The sequence below is a fragment of the Halomonas urmiana genome (assembly GCF_005780185.1).
GTDB classification, from domain to species: domain Bacteria; phylum Pseudomonadota; class Gammaproteobacteria; order Pseudomonadales; family Halomonadaceae; genus Halomonas; species Halomonas urmiana.
In genome coordinates, this window is record NZ_VBUI01000024.1 from 12,809 (window position 1) to 31,058 (window position 18,250).

The 18,250-nt window shown below is 67.5% G+C and carries 16 protein-coding genes and 3 tRNA genes; 5 read left to right on the plus strand and 14 right to left on the minus strand.

Annotated features, from left to right (window positions below; translation table 11 throughout):
- Positions 1-22: 22 nt before the first annotated feature.
- Entirely contained in the window at positions 23-493 is a 471-nt protein-coding gene (gene lexA / locus FEI13_RS14720; protein ID WP_138182281.1) for a transcriptional repressor LexA, read from the plus strand.
- Positions 493-1,113: an IMPACT family protein gene (locus FEI13_RS14725; protein WP_138182282.1), complete on the plus strand. Its 621-nt coding sequence runs from the start codon at positions 493-495 to the stop codon at positions 1,111-1,113. The genes lexA and FEI13_RS14725 overlap by 1 nt, the downstream gene beginning before the upstream one ends.
- A gap of 82 nt (positions 1,114-1,195) precedes the next feature.
- On the opposite strand, the gene FEI13_RS14730 is transcribed toward FEI13_RS14725, so the two are convergent.
- The 3 genes from FEI13_RS14730 to FEI13_RS14740 are packed head-to-tail and all read right to left on the minus strand — an operon-like array spanning position 1,196 to position 4,646.
- Complete coding sequence (locus FEI13_RS14730) at positions 1,196-2,521, minus strand: sodium ion-translocating decarboxylase subunit beta (protein ID WP_138182283.1); 1,326 nt, start codon at positions 2,519-2,521, stop codon at positions 1,196-1,198.
- 11 nt (positions 2,522-2,532) lie between these two features.
- Complete coding sequence (gene oadA / locus FEI13_RS14735) at positions 2,533-4,347, minus strand: sodium-extruding oxaloacetate decarboxylase subunit alpha (protein WP_138182284.1); 1,815 nt, start codon at positions 4,345-4,347, stop codon at positions 2,533-2,535.
- Positions 4,348-4,397: 50 nt separating this feature from the next.
- A complete protein-coding gene (locus tag FEI13_RS14740) occupies positions 4,398-4,646 on the minus strand; it encodes an OadG family protein (RefSeq protein ID WP_138182285.1) in 249 nt (82 codons plus the stop codon).
- Positions 4,647-4,817: 171 nt separating this feature from the next.
- On the opposite strand from FEI13_RS14740, the gene FEI13_RS14745 reads away from it, so the two are divergent.
- Positions 4,818-5,798: a tRNA dihydrouridine synthase gene (locus FEI13_RS14745; RefSeq protein ID WP_138182286.1), complete on the plus strand. Its 981-nt coding sequence runs from the start codon at positions 4,818-4,820 to the stop codon at positions 5,796-5,798.
- A 181-nt stretch (positions 5,799-5,979) separates the two neighbouring features.
- On the opposite strand, the gene FEI13_RS14750 is transcribed toward FEI13_RS14745, so the two are convergent.
- From FEI13_RS14750 to FEI13_RS14800, 11 genes are all read right to left on the minus strand, one after another.
- The gene (locus tag FEI13_RS14750; RefSeq protein ID WP_138182287.1) at positions 5,980-6,852 is read right to left on the minus strand and encodes an urea carboxylase-associated family protein; all 873 of its coding nucleotides are present in this window, start codon (positions 6,850-6,852) and stop codon (positions 5,980-5,982) included.
- Positions 6,842-7,153: a hypothetical protein gene (locus tag FEI13_RS14755; protein ID WP_138182288.1), complete on the minus strand. Its 312-nt coding sequence runs from the start codon at positions 7,151-7,153 to the stop codon at positions 6,842-6,844. Before FEI13_RS14755 ends, FEI13_RS14750 begins: the two co-directional genes overlap by 11 nt.
- A 268-nt stretch (positions 7,154-7,421) precedes the next feature.
- Positions 7,422-7,498: transfer RNA gene (locus FEI13_RS14760), tRNA-Arg, on the minus strand.
- Positions 7,499-7,571: 73 nt separating this feature from the next.
- Positions 7,572-7,648, minus strand: a tRNA-Arg gene (locus FEI13_RS14765).
- A gap of 21 nt (positions 7,649-7,669) precedes the next feature.
- A tRNA-Ser gene (locus FEI13_RS14770) sits at positions 7,670-7,762 on the minus strand.
- 110 nt (positions 7,763-7,872) lie between these two features.
- Positions 7,873-8,067, minus strand: a complete 195-nt coding sequence (csrA, locus tag FEI13_RS14775) for a carbon storage regulator CsrA (RefSeq protein ID WP_138182289.1) — start codon at positions 8,065-8,067, stop codon at positions 7,873-7,875.
- Positions 8,068-8,268: 201 nt separating this feature from the next.
- Positions 8,269-9,519, minus strand: a complete 1,251-nt coding sequence (locus tag FEI13_RS14780) for an aspartate kinase (protein ID WP_138182290.1) — start codon at positions 9,517-9,519, stop codon at positions 8,269-8,271.
- Between the two features lie 105 nt (positions 9,520-9,624).
- Positions 9,625-12,234, minus strand: coding sequence for an alanine--tRNA ligase (alaS, locus tag FEI13_RS14785; RefSeq protein ID WP_138182291.1), 2,610 nt, complete (start codon positions 12,232-12,234; stop codon positions 9,625-9,627).
- Between the two features lie 167 nt (positions 12,235-12,401).
- Positions 12,402-12,887 (minus strand): regulatory protein RecX, encoded by a 486-nt coding sequence (locus tag FEI13_RS14790; RefSeq protein WP_138182292.1) that lies wholly within the window; start codon positions 12,885-12,887, stop codon positions 12,402-12,404.
- Positions 12,888-12,890: 3 nt separating this feature from the next.
- Entirely contained in the window at positions 12,891-13,955 is a 1,065-nt protein-coding gene (gene recA / locus FEI13_RS14795; protein WP_138182293.1) for a recombinase RecA, read from the minus strand.
- A 129-nt stretch (positions 13,956-14,084) separates the two neighbouring features.
- Positions 14,085-14,597: a CinA family protein gene (locus FEI13_RS14800; RefSeq protein ID WP_138182294.1), complete on the minus strand. Its 513-nt coding sequence runs from the start codon at positions 14,595-14,597 to the stop codon at positions 14,085-14,087.
- 155 nt (positions 14,598-14,752) lie between these two features.
- Between FEI13_RS14800 and mutS the strand changes: the two genes are divergently transcribed.
- Together mutS and fdxA are read left to right on the plus strand one after the other, a co-directional pair.
- Positions 14,753-17,341, plus strand: a complete 2,589-nt coding sequence (gene mutS / locus FEI13_RS14805) for a DNA mismatch repair protein MutS (RefSeq protein WP_138182295.1) — start codon at positions 14,753-14,755, stop codon at positions 17,339-17,341.
- 158 nt (positions 17,342-17,499) lie between these two features.
- Positions 17,500-17,823 (plus strand): ferredoxin FdxA, encoded by a 324-nt coding sequence (fdxA, locus tag FEI13_RS14810; protein WP_138182296.1) that lies wholly within the window; start codon positions 17,500-17,502, stop codon positions 17,821-17,823.
- The last annotated feature ends 427 nt before the right edge of the window (positions 17,824-18,250 follow it).

The window sequence follows — 18,250 nt, forward strand, 5'->3', positions numbered from 1 at the left end:
TAGACGACCGGGGAGAGACCGCATGCCCAACGTCACACCGCAGTACCTGCAGCGCCGACCCAACCTGCCCCTGGCCGAGGCCTGGGAGGCCATCGCCGCCGACACCCTGACCGAGATCCCGATGCTGGGCCAGGTCTCGGCGGGCATGCCCATCGAGGCCTGTCCGGAGGCCGGCAGCATCCGTGTGCCCACGACCATGGTACGCCGCAACACCTACGCCCTGCGGGTGCGCGGCGACTCCATGGTCGATTGCAATATCTTCGACGGGGATGTGATCATCATCGAACGCCGCGAGAGCGCCGAGAACGGCGAGACCGCCGTGGTGATGATCAATGACCAGGAGGTCACCCTGAAGAAGTTCTACATCGAGAAGTCGGGCGTGCGCCTGCAGCCGGCCAACGAGCGCATGGCGCCGATCTACCTGCGCAACGATGACGTCCAGGTGATCGGTCTGGTGATGGGCGTGGTGCGCCAGACGGAACTGGCCGCCTGATGCGCTACGCGGTACCCGACCTACCGCCCGGCCGCTGGCAAGAGCGCGAACTCGAGGTGGAGAAGAGCCGCTTCATCGCCTGGCTCTGCCACGCGCCGAACACGGCCGCCTTCGAGGCGATGCTCGCCGAGGCCCGTCGCCTCCACCCCAACGCCAGCCACCACTGCAGCGCCTGGATCGCCGGCCCGCCCGGCGAGCAGACTGCCATCGGCTTCTCCGACGACGGCGAACCCGGTGGCACCGCCGGCCGCCCGATGTTTCAGGTGCTGGACGGCGCGGCCCTCGGCCAGGTGGGCTGCGTGGTGACCCGCTACTTCGGCGGCACCAAGCTCGGCACCGGCGGCCTGGCCCGCGCCTATTCCCGGGCCGTCGCCCAGGCGCTGGAGGCGCTGCCCCGGCGCGAAGTGGTCGAGCGCGCGCCGCTGCGCCTGAAGGTCGATTTCGCCGGCGAGGCCGAGGCCCGCGCCTGGCTGGCCGAGCGCGACGTGCCGGTAGAGCAGGCCGACTACGGCGCCGAGGGGGTAGAGTTGACCGTGGGCTGGCCGAGCGACACGCCCGCCGACCTGAGCGCGCTGGAAACGCGCCTGCGCGGGCGCCTCGCCCTGCTGCAGGACGACTGAGCACCCTGCCCCGCTCCCCGACAACCCACCATCGAGAACGGCGCCCGCAGGCGCCGTTCTCGATGGGGCAGGACGTTCGGTCTCAGCCGAGGTACTTGATCATCACCCCGGCGGCCACCGCCGAGCCGATCACCCCGGCCACATTGGGCCCCATGGCATGCATCAGCAGGAAGTTGTGGGGATTGGACTCGAGCCCCACCTTGTTGGAGACCCGCGCCGCCATGGGCACCGCCGAGACACCGGCGGAACCAATCAGCGGATTGATGGGCATCTTGCTGACGGTGTTCATCAGCTTGGCCATCAGGATACCGCAGGCCGTACCGATGGCGAAGGCCACCATGCCCAGCGCCAGGATGCCCAGCGTCTCCACCGCCAGGAAACGGTCGGCGATCAGCTTGGAGCCCACCGAGAGTCCCAGGAAGATGGTCACGATGTTGATCAGGGCATTCTGGGTGGTGTCGGAGAGACGCTCCACCACGCCGCTCTCGCGCATCAGGTTGCCGAAGCAGAACATCCCCAGCAGCGGCGCCGCATCGGGCAGGAACAGCACCACCAGGATCAACAGGCTGAGCGGGAAGACGATCTTCTCCAGCTTCGAGACCGGACGCAGCTGGGTCATGGTGATCTCGCGTTCCCGCTTGCTGGTCAACGCCTTCATGATCGGCGGCTGGATCAGCGGCACCAGTGCCATGTAGGAGTAGGAGGCCACGGCGATGGCACCCAGCAGCTCCGGCGCCAGGATGCTCGAGACATAGATCGAGGTCGGGCCGTCGGCGCCGCCGATGATGCCGATGGCGGCGGCCTGGTTGAGCGAGAAGTCCATCCAGCCCATGGCCGACATGCCCACCGCCCCGAGCAGGGTGGCGAAGATGCCAAACTGCGCCGCCGCGCCCAGGAACAGGGTCCGCGGGTTGGCCAGCAGCGGGCCGAAGTCGGTCATCGCGCCCACGCCCATGAAGATCACCAGCGGGGCAATGCCCGAGGCGATGGCCACGCTGTAGAACTGGTAGAGCATGCCGTGGGCGTAGCCACCATCCATGGCCACATCGTTAGCGGCGCGCACCAGGGCCGGCGAGATATCGCCGTGCAGCACCTCGGCGAGGCTATGCCGCCAGGCCTCGATACCGGCGGCCGGATCCAGGCTGAGCTGCAGGGTCTGAGCCATCTGCTCGAGCAGCGCCGGCGACGCCAGGTGGGCCGCCTGCTCGGCGGCCGACAGGGCGAGGCCCGCCTCAGGGATGTTGGCCAGTATACCGCCGAAGCCGATCGGCACCAGCAGCAGCGGCTCGAACTTCTTGCGGATGGCGAGGTAGAGCAGCAGCAGTCCCACCAGCACCATCACGGCCTGGCCCAGGGTCAGGTTGTAGAGCCCCGAGCCATACCAGAGGGTCAAGATCTTTTCCGACATGAAAACCGTCCTCAGAGCTCGATCAGGACATCGCCGACGGCGACGCTGTCGCCCTCGCCGACCTTGATGGCGGAGACGGTGCCGGCGCGACTGGCCCGCACCTCGGTCTCCATCTTCATGGCCTCGAGGATGATCACCACGTCCCCGTCCTCGACCTGGTCACCGGGGCTGACGTTGACCTTGAAGATGTTGCCGGCCAGCGGCGCGGTGATGGTCTCACCCGAGGGCGCGGCCGGGGCACTGGCGACCGACTGGGCGCCGCCCTGTTCGGTCACCTGGCCGATCTCGCCGCCCTCGGCGACCTCGACCACGTACTGCTTGCCATTGACGGTGACGGTGTAGGTCTCGGGACCGGCCGGCGCCGGGGCCTCGACCACGCGCTTCTGGGCAGCGGCCGGCAGGTTGGCCGACTGAGCCTCGGCGGCCTGGGGCGCCGGCTCGAAGGCGTCGGGGTTGTCGCGGTTCTGCAGGAACTTCAGGCCGATCTGCGGATAGAGTGCATAGGTCAGCACATCATCGATCTCGCGCTCGCCCTCGGCGAGACGGATGCCCATCTCCTTGGCCTTCTCCTTGAGCTCGGCGGTGAGGGTCGCCATCTCGGGCTCGAGCCGGTCGGCGGGACGGCAGGTAATCGGTTCGCCGCCCTCCAGCACGCGCGCCTGCAGCTCCTCGTTGAACGGGGCCGGAGCGGCGCCGTACTCACCCTTGAGGACCGCCTGGACCTCCTTGGAGATGGACTTGTAGCGCTCGCCCATCATCACGTTCATTACCGCCTGGGTGCCGACGATCTGCGAGGTCGGGGTGACCAGCGGGATGAAGCCCAGGTCGGCGCGGACCCGCGGAATCTCGGCGAGCACGTCGTCGAGCTTGTCGGCGGCGCCCTGCTCCTTGAGCTGACCCTCCATGTTGGTGAGCATGCCACCCGGCACCTGGGCGACGAGAATGCGCGAGTCGATGCCCTTGAGCGAGCCCTCGAAGGCGGCGTACTTCTTGCGCACCTCGCGGAAGTAGGCGGCAATCTCCTCGAGCAGTTCGAGGTCAAGGCCGGTATCCCGCTCGGTACCCTGGAGCATGGCGACGACCGACTCGGTCGGGCTGTGGCCGTAGGTCATCGACATGGAGGAGATGGCCGTATCGACGTTGTCGATGCCCGCCTCGGCGGCCTTGAGGGCCGTGACGGTGGAGAGGCCGGTGGTCGCGTGGCACTGCATGTGGATCGGGATATCCACGACCTTCTTAAGCTTGCTGACCAGCTCATAGGCGTCGTAGGGCTTGAGCAGGCCGGCCATGTCCTTGATCGCCAGGGAGTCGGCGCCCATGTCGGCGATGGTCTTGCCGAGCTCGACCCAACCGTCCAGGGTATGCACCGGGCTCACCGTATAGGAGAGCGTGCCCTGGGCGTGGCCCTCGACCCGGCGCACGGCCTGGATAGCCCGTTCGAGGTTGCGGGGATCGTTCATGGCGTCGAAGACGCGGAACACGTCGACCCCATTGATCTTGGCCCGCTCGACGAACTTGTCGACGAGATCGTCACCGTAGTGGCGGTAGCCGAGCAGATTCTGCCCGCGCAGCAGCATCTGCTGCGGCGTATTGGGCATCGCCTCCTTCAACGCCCGTATCCGCTCCCACGGATCCTCGCCGAGATAGCGGATACAGGCGTCGAAGGTGGCACCGCCCCAGGATTCCAGCGACCAGAAGCCGACACGATCGAGCTTCTCGGCGATCGGCAGCATGTCGTCCAGGCGCATGCGGGTGGCGAACAGCGACTGGTGGGCGTCGCGCAAGACGACATCGGTGATACCGAGCGGGCGTGTCTTGTCGTTCATGGTGTTGACCTTGTCGTTATGAATGGGAGGGGGAAGGCGGGACGCTCGCCTCAGCGCTTGTGGCGCTGGCGATAGCGGTGCACCGCCGCGCTGATGACCACGGTGAGGTCATCGTCCTGGCGCGCGGCCGGGGCACGGGAATCGCGGACGGCAGGGGCAACCGGCTCGGGGAAGAAACGGCCGATCGTCTTGGACATTAGCGTGGTGACGCCCACCAGCACGGTAAGAAAAACAAAGACGAAGCCCATGCCGAGGCCCATCAGGGCGAGACCCTCGTTTAACAGCTGTGAATCCTGCATGCGAATTCTCCTGACTCTTGCGGCAAGTTGGGCAATAAACGGCAAAAAAACCCGACTTGCGCATTTTTTGTGATCATATAACCTGCCAGATCCTCGACAGATTGCAATGGCGTCATGGTGGAAGTCAGCGTTGTTAATTTACTACATAGCGGGCGAGTCGGCCTAGCCCCCATGGAGGGGGTCATCGATGCGGTGACCCGCGACCTGCTGACGCGCGCCCCCGGCTTCGACTGGGTGGTGACCGAGTTCGTGCGCGTCGTCGATGCCCGGCTGCCGCCCCGCGTCTTCTACAAGCACTGCCCGGAACTGCAGGCCGAGACGCCGCCCGCCACCCCGAGCGGCGTACCGGTGACGCTGCAGCTGCTGGGCTCCGATCCCGCGGCGCTGGCCGCCAATGCCCGGCAGGCGCTGCGCCTCGGCGCCACCGGCGTGGATCTCAATTTCGGCTGCCCGGCCAAGCTGGTCAATCGCCATGACGGCGGCGCCTCGCTGCTTCGCGACCCACGCCGCGTACAGGCCGCCGTGGCGGCGGTGCATGCGGCCGTGGGCGAGGCGATCCCGGTGACCGCCAAGATCCGCCTGGGCTTCGCCGACCGCCGCCTGGCACTGGCCTGCGCCCTGGCCACCCAGGATGCCGGCGCCCGGCGGCTGGTGGTCCATGGCCGCACCCGCGACGAGGGCTACCGGCCACCCGCCCACTGGGAGTGGATCGGCCGGATCCGCCAGCGCCTCTCCATTCCGGTGGTCGCCAACGGCGACATCTGGACCCTGGAAGACTACTGGAAGGCGCGTACGCTCTCCGGCTGCCGCGACGTGATGCTCGGCCGCGGCGCCCTGGCCGACCCCCGGCTGGCCGCCCGCATCCGCCACTGGCAGGCCACCGGCGAACGCCTGCCAGAGACGCCCTGGCACGCGCGAGCGGCGATCCTCGGCGAGTTTGCTGCAACGCAGCGTAGCACGCTGCCCGACCGCGTCGTCACCTCGCTGCTCAAGCAGTGGCTCAACCATATGCGCCAGCGCGACGCCGAGGCCGCCCGACGCTTCCAGGCGCTCAAGCGCATCACGCAACTCGACGCCCTGCTCGAGGGACTGGCCGCGCCAGCGCCCCGCCCCACCTCCCGAGCCACGACCGAGGCGACGCTCAGCGCCTAGCCTCCCCCATCGTCGCGTGGAAGCGCCGATGGCGCCCATGCGATCCGCGCGGGTATCAGACCCGCCAGGCCTCGCGGAAGGCCACCTCTCAGCGACGACACAGGGCCATCATCGCCGGCATTCTCCAGACATGGGCGCATCCGCCGTTGAGTGATCGGGCCCCGTGGCTGGAGGCCGAGGCTCAGCAGCAGCGCTGCCGCTTGATCTCGGTCCAGTCGGTGTCCGGCGCACGACGCCCGTGGTGGCCGCGATAGGGCGCCGGCTCGGGCGAGCGCCAGCCCGCCAGACGTGTCTCGTCCAGGGCGTAGATCTCGACGCCGAGGGGGTGACAGGTCTCCAGCGGGTCGCGCGCGTCGGGGCCCCACAGATCCACCGACAGGTCGCCGCCAGGGCAGCACGACATGGCGCAGAGCAGATCGATCTCGGCGAAGAACTCGAGATAGTCGCCCTGGCGCGCCGGGCACGCCTTCATGAAGTACTGGTCGTCGTCGTTCAGCCCGGTGCACTGGAAGATGTTGAGCACATCATGCACATCGAACTCGGTCAGCCCCCAGGGCTCCACCGCGCGCACCAGGTTGGAGTGGCAGTGGAAGTCGAAGTCCTCGCCGGTGAGCAGGCGATTGACGTAGGGGTCGCAGCGCGTGCCCAGCAGGTCATGGACGCGCCCACCCTCGTCATCGACCCCATAGTCGGCCAGGGTGTCGTCGATGATGGTGGCCATGGGCCGCAGGTAGGGCAGCGTCGACCACAGGCGATCGTAGGTGCTGATGTGGGCGCGCTGCAGCTGGCGGGTGCGCGAGGCCCACATCCGCTCGCGGGGGTTGTGCAGGTTCCACATGTTGAAGTCGCCGACCTGTGAGCCCTCGACCACCTTGACCCGGAAGACGTGCCCCGCCGGCACCTTCCATGCCAGGCCGTCGCGCAGCGGCACCACGTGGCTCTCCTCCAGGCGGCGCGCGCCGTGCGCCGCGGTCAGGCGATCGTAGAAGGCCTGATCCACGTCGAGGATCGAGCCCTGGGTGGCCTGGTAGGCCGCAGGTACCTTACTGCTCATGGGAAACTCCTTGCGCCTTGGCGGCGGTCGGTTCACGGCTGGAATCCTGGGGGCGGCGCCAGGTGTTCATCTGCGTCTCGAAGCTCTCGCGCTCGCGACGCCCCTCGCCGAGGCGACTGACCAGCAGCGACAGCGCGAAGCCCGGCGCCACCTCGAACATGCCGAAGATGCCCGCCGGACCGCCGGAGAGCGGCTTCCAGACGGCCACGCTCACGGCGCCCCAGGCGTAGGAGACCAGATCGAGAATGCTGCTGTCACGATCCTGGGCCATGAAGGTCGCCAGCAGGGCCACGATCAGCACGCTCAGAGGCTCAGCCAGACCATCTCGCGCAGACTCACCACGGGCGTGCTCTAGCCGGACTTCAACCTGCTGAGTGCAGCGACCAGGGACGCCAGATGTCAGGTTAGGAGAAAACCCAGGACATAAAAAAGAGGCGCACGTCGCAATGCGACGGCGCCCCAAACGATCGCGGAGCCGGGGCCCTTCCTGGGCGCGGCCGGTCCAGCTAGCGAGAAAACATCGAGACAAAACAGAAGACCCGCCCTCGTGGTGAGGACGGGTCGATATCTGGCGCGCCCGGGAGGATTCGAACCTCCGACCACCTGATTCGTAGTCAGGTACTCTATCCAGCTGAGCTACGGGCGCGAAAGGCAATGAGCTGACTCATTGCAGGGACGGGCACGACGGCATGAAGCAGTCGATTGCATCCGGATGAAGATGGCGCGCCCGGGAGGATTCGAACCTCCGACCACCTGATTCGTAGTCAGGTACTCTATCCAGCTGAGCTACGGGCGCTTGATCTTCATGTGTCGATAATGGCGGAGAGGGAGGGATTCGAACCCTCGAAGAGGCTATAAACCCCTTACTCCCTTAGCAGGGGAGCGCCTTCAGCCACTCGGCCACCTCTCCCTCATCGGCACGGTGCGTATCCTACCGTTCTGTAAGGCCATTGTCCAGCGGTCCCGGCATTTTTTCGCTACCGGCCCGTGGCGGTACGGCCCACGCTCGTCCACCTCACCCTAGTCGTCGTTCTCGACATCGGGTTCGGACTTCTCGCGCTGGATACGCTGGTAGATCTCCTCACGATGCACGGCGACATCCTTGGGAGCATTGACGCCGATGCGGACCTGGTTGCCCTTGACGCCAAGGACGGTGACGGTGACGTCGTCACCGATCATCAGGGTTTCGCCGACACGGCGGGTCAAGATGAGCATGACTGATCTCCTTCTCAGACTTCTGGCTACGGGATGCTCGCCGGGAGGGACGACATGGCTGCATTGTGCGACAACTCGGCGCCCCTGACCACTGATGCCAGCGCGTGGTAGGCCAGCACCACGTTGAAAGAAAGCCCTTTGACACACGTTTCGACGACCACTACTGGAAGCGTAGAAGGTGTCGGCGACTCGAGTGAGCCCTTATTCCTGCTCGATGCTGCGCTTGTCGAGGCCGAACGCCTTGTGCAGCGCCTTGACCGCCAGCTCCATGTGCTTCTCGTCGATCACCACGGAGATCTTGATCTCGGAGGTGGAGACCATGCGGATGTTGATGTTCTCGTCGGCCAGCACGCGGAACATCTTGGAGGCCACCCCGGCGTGCGAGCGCATGCCCACGCCGACCAACGAGACCTTGGCGATATTGTCGTCGCCGCGCAGGTCGCCGCCACCGAGGTCGGGGATGACCTGATCCTGAAGGATCTTCATGGTCTGACGGTAGTCGCCCTTGGCCACGGTGAAGGTGAAGTCGGTGTAGTCGCCGGCGGGCGCCACGTTCTGCACGATCATGTCGATCTCGATGTTGGCATCGGCGATCGGGCCCAGGATGCGCGAGGCGACGCCCGGCACGTCCGGGGTGTTGAGCAGGGTGAGCTTGGCCTCGTTAGCGGTGAAGGCGATACCGGAGATCAGCGGTTCTTCCATGGAATCCTCGTCTTTGTCAGAGTCTGCAATGATCAGGGTGCCGGGGCCGCCCTCGAAGCTGGACAGCACGCGCAGCGCGACGTTGTACTTGCCGGCGAACTCGACGGCGCGAATCTGCAGCACCTTGGAGCCGAGGCTCGCCAGTTCCAGCATCTCCTCGACGGTGATGGTCTCCAGGCGCTGCGCCTTGGAGCAGACCCGCGGGTCGGTGGTGTAGACGCCATCGACGTCGGTATAGATCTGGCACTCGTCGGCCTTGAGCGCCGCGGCCAGGGCCACGCCGGTGGTGTCGGAGCCGCCGCGGCCGAGGGTAGTGATGTTGCCCTCCTCGTCGACCCCCTGGAAGCCGGCGACCACCACGACCTGACCCGCGTCCAGGTCGGCCTGCAGCTCATCGGTCTCAATGCGCTGGATGCGCGCCTTGGTGTGGGCGCTGTCGGTCTGGATGCCCACCTGGGAGCCGGTGTAGGAGGTCGCCGGCACGCCCAGTTTGTGCAGGGCCATGGCCAGCAGCGAGATGGTGACCTGCTCGCCGGTGGAGACCAGCATGTCCATCTCGCGCGGCGTGGGCTCGTCGTTGATCTCGTTGGCCATGCCGATCAGGCGGTTGGTCTCGCCGCTCATGGCGGAGACCACGACCACGATTTGGTGACCCTGGTCGCGAAAGCCCTTGACCTTCTCGGCCACGGCCTTGATGCGCTCCACGGAGCCCACCGAGGTGCCGCCGAATTTTTGTACGTATAGTGCCATTTGCCAATTTCCCTCGTATGTCGAGTGCGCGTCGCGCTCGGATGAGTGAAAGGTGTCCAGATACGACGAGGGCCGGTGCATCGCTGCTACCGGCCCTTCCGTATCCTACTTCAGTCGCTCCTCGACCCAGACGGGTACGCTCGCAAGCGCCCCCGGCAGTGCCGCAACATCGCTGCCCCCGGCCTGGGCCATGTCGGGTCGACCGCCGCCCTTGCCGCCGACCTGGGACGCCACGTGATTGACCAGCTCGCCGGCCTTGACCCGTGCGGTGAGGTCGTCGGTCACGCCGGCGATCAGGCTGACCTTGCCGGCATCGGCGTCGGCGACACCGAGCACCACGATGCCGGAGCCCAGCTTGTTCTTGAGCTGATCGAGCATGCCGCGCAGCTCCTTGCCGGCCACGCCCTCGAGGCGCTTGGCCAGCACCTTGACGCCCTCGACCTCATGGGCCTCGTTGAGCATGTCGTTGCCGGCGGCGCTGGCCAGCTTGGCCTTGAGCCGCTCGAGTTCCTTCTCCAGAGTGCGGTTGCGCTCGAGCAGCGACTCGACCCGCTCCTCTGCCTGCTCCGGCCTGGCCTTGAGCCGCTCGCCGATGCGGTTCAGGCGCGCCTCCTGCTCGCGGAACCAGGCCAGCGCGCCCTCCCCGGTGATCGCCTCGATGCGCCGCACGCCGCTGGCGATCCCCGCCTCGCTGACGATGTGGAAGCAGCCGATGTCGCCGCTGCGGTCGACGTGGGTGCCGCCGCACAGCTCGATGGAGAAGTCGTCGGCGCCGATCGTCAGCACCCGCACGCTATCGGCGTACTTGGCCTCGAACAGCGCCGCCGCGCCCTTCTCCTTGGCCTCGTCGAGGGTCATCTGCTCGATCCGCGTCGCGGCGTTGGCCAGGATCTGCTCATTGACCAGCCGTTCCACCTCGGCCAGCTGCTCGCCGGTCAGCGGCTCGAAGTGGCTGAAGTCGAAGCGCAGGCGCTCGGGCGTGACCAGCGAACCCTTCTGCTGGACGTGATCACCGAGCACCATGCGCAGCGCCTTGTGCATCAGGTGGGTCGCCGAGTGGTTGCGCACCGTGGCGGCGCGCAGGCTGGCGTCCACCCGGGGGTGCACCGCGGCCCCCACGGCCAGCGCCCCCTCGAGCAGCACGCCGTGGTGCAGGTGGTGGCCGGCCTGCTTCTGGGTATCGGTCACCAGGAAGCGTCCGCCGTCGAGCTCCAGGTAGCCGGTATCGCCGACCTGGCCGCCGGACTCGCCGTAGAAGGGGGTGCGGTCGAGCACCACGACGCCACGCTGCTCGGGCGCCAGCTCGGCCAGGGCGTTGCCCTCGCGATCGACGATCGCGGTGACCGTGGCGCGGTCTTCCAGCTGGTCATACCCGGTGAAGGCGGTCTCGCCCTCGAGCTCGATCCCCGCAGTGTAGTCGGCGCCGAACTGGCTGGCCGCCCGGGCGCGCTCGCGCTGGGCCTCCAGCTCGCGCTCGAAGCCGGCCTCATCGGGGCTGACGCCCCGCTCGCGGCAGACGTCGGCAGTCAGGTCGTAGGGGAAGCCGTAGGTGTCGTAGAGCTTGAACACCGTCTCGCCGGGCAGGGTATCGCCCTCGAGCCCGCCCAGGGCTTCCTCGAGGAGGCCCATGCCGTGCTCCAGGGTACGGGCGAACTGCTCCTCCTCCTTGAGCAGCACACGCTCGATCTGGTGACGCGCCTCGCGCAGCTCGGGATAGGCGTCGCCCATCACGACATCCAGCGCCCCCACCAGCTTGTGGAAGAAATTGCCCTTGGCCCCCAGCTTGTGGCCGTGGCGCACCGCCCGGCGGATGATCCGTCGCAGCACATAGCCGCGCCCCTCGTTGGAAGGCATCACGCCGTCGGCGATCAGGAAAGCGCAGGAACGGATATGGTCGGCGATTACCCGCAGCGAGGGCGTGGTGGTATCGGCATGGCCGGTGGCCCGTGCAGCGGCCTCGAGCAGGTACTGGAAGAGGTCGATTTCGTAGTTGGAGTGCACCCCCTGCATCACCGCGGCGATCCGCTCCAGGCCCATCCCGGTATCGATGGAGGGCTTGGGCAGCGGATGGAGGGTGCCGGCCGCGTCGCGATCGAACTGCATGAACACCAGGTTCCAGATCTCGATGTAGCGGTCGCCATCCTCTTCCGGGCTGCCGGGCGGGCCACCCCACACCTCGGGGCCGTGATCGAAGAAGATCTCGGAGCTCGGCCCGCAGGGACCGGTGTCGCCCATCTGCCAGAAGTTATCCTCGTCGAGCGTCGAGAAGCGCTCGGGGTCGATGCCCATCTCGTCCTTCCAGATGCGCTCGGCCTCATCATCGCTTACGTGCACCGTGACCCATAGCTTCTCCCTGGGCAGCCCAAGCACCTCGGTGAGGAAGGTCCAGGCGAAGCGAATGGCGTCGCGCTTGAAGTAGTCGCCGAAGCTGAAGTTGCCCAGCATCTCGAAGAAGGTGTGGTGGCGGGCGGTGTAGCCGACGTTGTCCAGGTCGTTGTGCTTGCCGCCGGCACGCACGCAGCGCTGGGACGAGGTGGCGCGCACGTAGGGGCGCGGGTCACGCCCCAGGAAGACGTCCTTGAACGGCACCATGCCGGCGTTGGTGAACAGCAGGGTCGGATCGTTGCCCGGCACCAGCGAGCTGGAGGGCACGATGGTATGGCCCTGTTCCTCGAAGAACGTCAGGAAAGCCTGTCTGATGTCTGCGCTTTTCATGGGGTATCCGTAGCGATGAGCATGGTGGCCCGGTGGGTCGGCAAGCGGCGTGTCGATGCCGGTATCGGCTCGCCACTGCGCCACAGGAGCGCCACCCAGGGCATTCGCAAAGGGAGCCATTATAGCGCAGTTGTCAATCGACTGAAGGGGAGCGGACCAATGCGCGTTCAGGCATCGGTCGACCAGGCCGCGTCCAGGGCGTGGCGCACCTGGTCGAAATCGAAGCCGCGGCCGGCCAAGAAGCGCTCGCGCCGGGCGCGTTCGCGGGGGGTGTCGCCCGGGCCGGGAAAGCGCCGCGCCAGGGCCTCGCAGGCCAGAGCGAACCAGTCACCCTCGCCGCGCCGGGCGGCCTCGTCGAAGGCGTGGCGGATCACCTCTCGATCCAGGCCGCGACGCTCCAGGTCGAGGCGAATCTTCAGCGGCCCCTGGCCGCGCAGGATGCGCGAGCGCAGGAAGCCCTCCGCGAAGCGCTCATCGGACTGCAGGCCCTGTTCGACCAGGGAGGCGAGACACTCGGCGATCGCTTCGGCGTCGTGCCCCTTGGCCGCCAGCCGCTCGGCGAGCTCCTGGCGCGAATACTCGCGACGAGCCAGCAGGCGGATGGCCTCACTGCGGGGCGTCGTCTCGCCGCCCCCGGAGGCGTCACCACGCATGGCTTAGCCCCGGTCGTCGCCGCCGTCCTCGGCGGCCAATGCGTCATCGGCGATCTCTTTCTGCTTCGGCTCCACCGGGGCGAGCAGCTGAGCGCGGATCTGGCTCTCGATCTCCTCCATCACCGCCGGGTTGTCCTCGAGGAACTGGGCGGCGTTGGCCTTGCCCTGGCCGATCTTGTTGCCCTGGTAGCTGTACCAGGCGCCGGCCTTGTCGACCAGCTTGCATTGCACGCCGAGATCGACCACCTCGCCGGCGTGGTAGATCCCCTTGCCGTAGAGGATCTGGAACTCGGCCTGGCGGAACGGCGGCGCCACCTTGTTCTTGACCACCTTGACCCGGGTCTCGTTGCCGGTCACCTCGTCGCCCTGCTTGACCGAGCCGGTGCGGCGGATGTCCAGTCGTACGCTGGAGTAGAACTTCAGCGCATTGCCGCCGGTGGTGGTCTCGGGGCTGCCGAACATCACGCCGATCTTCATGCGGATCTGGTTGATGAACACCACCATGCAGTTGGCGTTCTTGATGTTGCCGGTGATCTTGCGCAGGGCCTGGGACATCAGGCGCGCCTGCAGGCCGACGTGGGAGTCGCCCATCTCGCCCTCGATCTCGGCGCGCGGGGTCAGCGCCGCCACCGAATCGATGACGATCATGTCGACGCCGCCGGAACGCACCAGCATGTCGCAGACCTCCAGCGCCTGCTCACCGGTATCCGGTTGCGACACCAGCAGATCATCGAGATTGACGCCGAGTTTCTCGGCGTAGCTCGGATCCAGGGCGTGCTCGGCGTCGATGAAGGCGCAGGTCTTGCCCTGCTTCTGGGCCTGGGCGATCACCGACAGGGTCAAGGTCGTCTTGCCCGAGGATTCGGGACCGAAGATCTCGACCACCCGACCCAGCGGCAGGCCACCGATACCCAGGGCGATATCGAGGCCCAGCGAGCCGGTGGAGACCGAGGGCATCACCACGCGGGGCGCATCACCCAGGCGCATCACGGTGCCCTTGCCGAACTGACGGTCGATCTGGGAAAGGGCGGCGTCGAGCGCCTTGCTGCGGTTTTCGTCCTGAGCCATGAAGGAACTCCTGAGAGATAGCGAATGAAGGTAACGATGGCCGGCAACCACTGTATGACTGCACAGTAGTATGACGAAAAACTCCGACGGCGACCAGCGTCGTGAGCGGCGGCGCGCGCCTGGCGCGCGTCAGGGGAGCGCCAGACGCCGCACCAGGCCGACCAGCGCCTCATGCACGGCCCGCTCGCGCACGGCGGCGCGATCGCCGGGGAAGCGGTGGCACGTCGATTCGGCCCCCTCGGCGCTGCCCCAGGCCAGCCAGACCATCCCCACGGGCTTTTCAGCGCTGCCGCCACCGGGGCCGGCCACCCCACTGATCGCCACGCCGAGCGCCGCACCGCTGTCGCGGCAGGCGCCGATGACCATCGCCTCGACGACCTCGCGACTCACCGCGCCGTGCTCGGCCAGTAGCGCCTCGGGCACCCCGAGCAGGCGGGTCTTGGCGCCGTTGGCATAGGTCACGTAGCCGGTCTCGAACCAGGCGGAGCTGCCGGCCACGGCGGTGATGGCACTGGCCACCCCGCCGCCGGTACAGGACTCCGCCGCGGTCACGGTGATGCCCCGCGCACGACAGCGTTCGCCGAGCTGCTCGGCGAGGCGCCGCAGGTCCTGGCGTTCGAGGGTCTCGTCGCTTACGGCCATGACCTTCCTCCCTGACGATGGTGGGGCGTCGGCGGCCTGACGTCGACCGTCCTTGGGCGTAGAATACTGGCTTTGCCCGAGACATGCATGGCGTGCCCGACGCCGGTCTCCCCCGCCACTCGCCACCCTACTTCACAGGACGTCAAAGGAAGCCCATGTCACAGGCCAGCGCCCAGCATACCCCGATGATGAGCCAGTTCCTGAAGATCAAGCGCGAGCATCCCGACGTGCTGCTCTTCTATCGCATGGGCGACTTCTACGAGCTGTTCTTCGATGATGCCCGACGCGCCGCCGCGCTGCTCGACATCACCCTGACCCAGCGCGGCCAGTCGGCCGGCCAGCCGATCCCCATGGCCGGCGTGCCCTACCACAGTGCCGAGGGCTACCTGGCGCGCCTGGTGGCCGCCGGAGAGTCGGTGGCGATCTGCGAGCAGATCGGCGATCCGGCGACCAGCAAGGGGCCGGTGGAGCGGCGCGTGGTGCGTATCGTCACCCCCGGCACCCTCTACGACGAGGCGCTGCTGGATGCTCGCCGCGACAACCTGCTGGTGGCCATGGCGCCACTCGGCGAGCGCTGGGGGCTGGCCTGGCTGGAGCTCTCCAGCGGGCGCTTCAGCGTGCTGGAGGTCGAGGGCGAGGGCGAGATGCTCGCCGAGCTCACGCGCCTCGACCCCGCCGAGCTGCTGGTCGCCGAGAGCCTATCGCTGCCGTCGGCCCTGGCGGAGCGGCGCGGCCTGCGCCGCCAGAGCGACTGGCTGTTCGACCTCGAGAGCGCGGCGCGTACCCTGTGCGACCAGTTCCAGGTCCAGGACCTGCGCGGCTTCGGCTGCGCCCACCTGGAGGCGGCCATCACCGCCGCCGGGGTGCTGGTCGACTATGCTCGGGACACTCAGCGCACGGCCCTGCCCCACGTCACCGCCATCGGCGTGGAGAGTCGCGACGACGCCGTGGTGATCGATGCGGCCAGCCGGCGCAACCTGGAAATCGACATCAACCTCGGCGGCAGCGCCGATAACACGCTGGCCAGCGTGCTCGACACCACCGCCACGGCCATGGGCTCGCGGCTGCTCAAGCGCTGGCTCAACCGCCCGCTACGCGATCGCGATCAGGTCGGCGCCCGCCAGGCGGCGGTGGCGCTGCTGCTCGACGACGAGGGCTTCGAGCCCCTGCGCGACTCGCTCAAGGCGATCGGCGACGTCGAGCGTATTCTCGCCCGGGTGGCCCTCTACAGCGCGCGGCCCCGCGACCTGGCACGCCTGCGCGACGCCCTGGTCGCCCTGCCCGCCCTCGAGACCGAGCTCGAGTGCTACGCCGAGGGCACCACGCTGGACGAGCTCAGGCGCCATATCCACCCCTATCCGGCGCTCGCCGACACCCTGAGCCGCGCCCTGGTGGAGAACCCGCCGGTGGTGATCCGCGACGGCGGGGTGATCGCCGATGGCTTCGACGCCGAGCTCGACGAGCACCGCGGGCTCGCCGAACACGCCGGCGATTACCTGGTGGCGCTGGAGACCCGGGAGCGCGAGCGCACGGGGCTTGCCGGCCTCAAGGTCGGCTACAACCGAGTCCACGGCTACTACATCGAGATCCCCCGCGCCCAGGCCCGGGACGCCCCGGTGGACTACGTGCGCCGCCAGACCCTCAAGAACGCCGAACGCTTCATCATCCCCGAGCTCAAGGAGTTCGAGGACAAGGCACTGTCGGCCAAGTCCCGGGCCCTGGCCCGGGAGAAGCTGCTCTACGACGGCCTGCTCGACACCCTGAACACCGAGCTCGCCACACTGCAGGGCACCGGCCGGGCGCTGGCGGGGCTGGACGTGTTGTGCGCCTTCGCCGAGCGCGCCCGGGCGCTGGAGTTCGTGCGACCGTCGCTGCCCGAGACGCCGGGCATCGACATCCGCGGCGGGCGCCACCCGGTGGTCGAGCGGGTCAGCGAGGCGCCCTTCGTGCCCAACGACCTGGTCATGGGTGACGACCGGCGCATGCTGGTCATCACCGGCCCCAACATGGGCGGCAAGTCGACCTACATGCGCCAGGCCGCGCTGATCACCCTGCTCGCCCATACCGGCAGCTTCGTGCCGGCGGATGCGGCCGCCATCGGCCCGGTGGATCGTATCTTCACCCGCATCGGCTCCTCCGATGACCTGGCCGGCGGGCGCTCCACCTTCATGGTGGAGATGACCGAGACTGCCAGCATCCTGCACAACGCCACCGAGCAGAGCCTGGTGCTGATGGACGAGATCGGCCGCGGCACCTCGACCTTCGATGGCCTGTCGCTGGCCTGGGCCAGCGCCGAGCACCTGACGCGTACCCGGGCCTTCACGCTGTTCGCCACCCACTACTTCGAGATGACGGCGCTGGCCGAGCAGACCGAGGGGGTGGCCAACGTGCACCTGACGGCCGCGGAACACCGCGACGGCATCGTCTTCATGCACCGGGTGGAGGATGGCCCGGCCAGCCAGAGCTATGGCCTGCAGGTGGCACAGCTCGCCGGCGTCCCCCAGGGGGTGATCGCCCGCGCCCGGGAGAAGCTGGCCACCCTCGAGCAGCAGGAGATCGACCAGGGCAGCCGGCTGCCGACGACCGCCGCCAGCGACGAACGCCCGACCGGCGCGCCCCGCCAGGCCGACCTCTTCGCCAGCACGCCCCATCCGCTGGTCGAGCAGCTGGGCGAGCTGGACCCCGACGCGCTATCGCCTCGCCAGGCCCTGGAGCTGCTCTACCGCTGGAAGGAGGCCCTGTGAATGGCCGACAATGGCGGCCCGACGCGCTTGCGGGCGTCCCGCGCCGCGACTAGAATGGCTCGATCAAAAGCCTTGAAATTATAAGAAATGATTTTCTTATAACCAAAATCGAATCAATGACTATCGGCCACGCCCCGGCCGGAGAATGGGAGACTGGCATGACATTCGTCGTCACCGAGAACTGCATCAAGTGCAAGTACACCGACTGTGTCGAGGTCTGCCCGGTGGACTGCTTCTACGAGGGCCCCAATTTCCTGGTGATCCACCCCGACGAGTGCATCGACTGCGCGCTGTGCGAGCCGGAGTGCCCCGCCGAGGCGATCTTCGCGGAGGATGAGCTGCCGGAGGGCCAGGAGGCGTTCATCGAGATCAATGCCGAGCTGGCCGAGGTGTGGCCCAACATCAGCGAGAAGCAGGACCCGCCGGAAGACGCGGAGAGCTGGGACGGCAAGCCGGGTAAGCTGGAGCTGCTCGAGCGCTGAGCGAGCCCGCCAGACACGACGACGCCGGATGTCTCTCGACATCCGGCGTCGTCGTTGAGTACTGAGCCAAGCCGCCAATCGCTTGGCCAACCTAAACTCTCGGCCACAAAAAAGGCGGCCCGCAGGCCGCCCGCTCCCAGCCGTTCCTTGAGCGGCTCCCTCCGCTCGACTCCCGTGATGACGTCCCTGCCCGGGGGCGGCGTCCTGCCGCGCCGAGCGCATCACTCTTGCTTGCATCCCAATGCATCCTGCCGGAGAGCGTTGCCACTCTCCCCTAATCCCGTATTCATTGTGCCACGCCGGCCCTGCCACACAACCTCGCGCATGGCGGCCTGCGAGGCTCCTCGGCACCCGACCCACCGGAGAAATCAACCAAAAAACCGTTTTAAATCAGTCAAATAAAAATGGCCGACCCCACGTAGGGTCG

Bases quoted from the DNA above. Each gene is read 5' to 3' on its own strand.
- lexA (WP_138182281.1), top strand. From the start codon at position 23: ATGCCCAACGTCACACCGCAGTACCTGCAGCGCCGACCCAACCTGCCC.
- FEI13_RS14725 (WP_138182282.1), top strand. From the start codon at position 493: ATGCGCTACGCGGTACCCGACCTACCGCCCGGCCGCTGGCAAGAGCGC.
- FEI13_RS14730 (WP_138182283.1), bottom strand. From the start codon at position 2,521: ATGTCGGAAAAGATCTTGACCCTCTGGTATGGCTCGGGGCTCTACAAC.
- oadA (WP_138182284.1), bottom strand. From the start codon at position 4,347: ATGAACGACAAGACACGCCCGCTCGGTATCACCGATGTCGTCTTGCGC.
- FEI13_RS14740 (WP_138182285.1), bottom strand. From the start codon at position 4,646: ATGCAGGATTCACAGCTGTTAAACGAGGGTCTCGCCCTGATGGGCCTC.
- FEI13_RS14745 (WP_138182286.1), top strand. From the start codon at position 4,818: ATGGAGGGGGTCATCGATGCGGTGACCCGCGACCTGCTGACGCGCGCC.
- FEI13_RS14750 (WP_138182287.1), bottom strand. From the start codon at position 6,852: ATGAGCAGTAAGGTACCTGCGGCCTACCAGGCCACCCAGGGCTCGATC.
- csrA (WP_138182289.1), bottom strand. From the start codon at position 8,067: ATGCTCATCTTGACCCGCCGTGTCGGCGAAACCCTGATGATCGGTGAC.
- FEI13_RS14780 (WP_138182290.1), bottom strand. From the start codon at position 9,519: ATGGCACTATACGTACAAAAATTCGGCGGCACCTCGGTGGGCTCCGTG.
- alaS (WP_138182291.1), bottom strand. From the start codon at position 12,234: ATGAAAAGCGCAGACATCAGACAGGCTTTCCTGACGTTCTTCGAGGAA.
- FEI13_RS14790 (WP_138182292.1), bottom strand. From the start codon at position 12,887: ATGCGTGGTGACGCCTCCGGGGGCGGCGAGACGACGCCCCGCAGTGAG.
- recA (WP_138182293.1), bottom strand. From the start codon at position 13,955: ATGGCTCAGGACGAAAACCGCAGCAAGGCGCTCGACGCCGCCCTTTCC.
- FEI13_RS14800 (WP_138182294.1), bottom strand. From the start codon at position 14,597: ATGGCCGTAAGCGACGAGACCCTCGAACGCCAGGACCTGCGGCGCCTC.
- mutS (WP_138182295.1), top strand. From the start codon at position 14,753: ATGTCACAGGCCAGCGCCCAGCATACCCCGATGATGAGCCAGTTCCTG.
- fdxA (WP_138182296.1), top strand. From the start codon at position 17,500: ATGACATTCGTCGTCACCGAGAACTGCATCAAGTGCAAGTACACCGAC.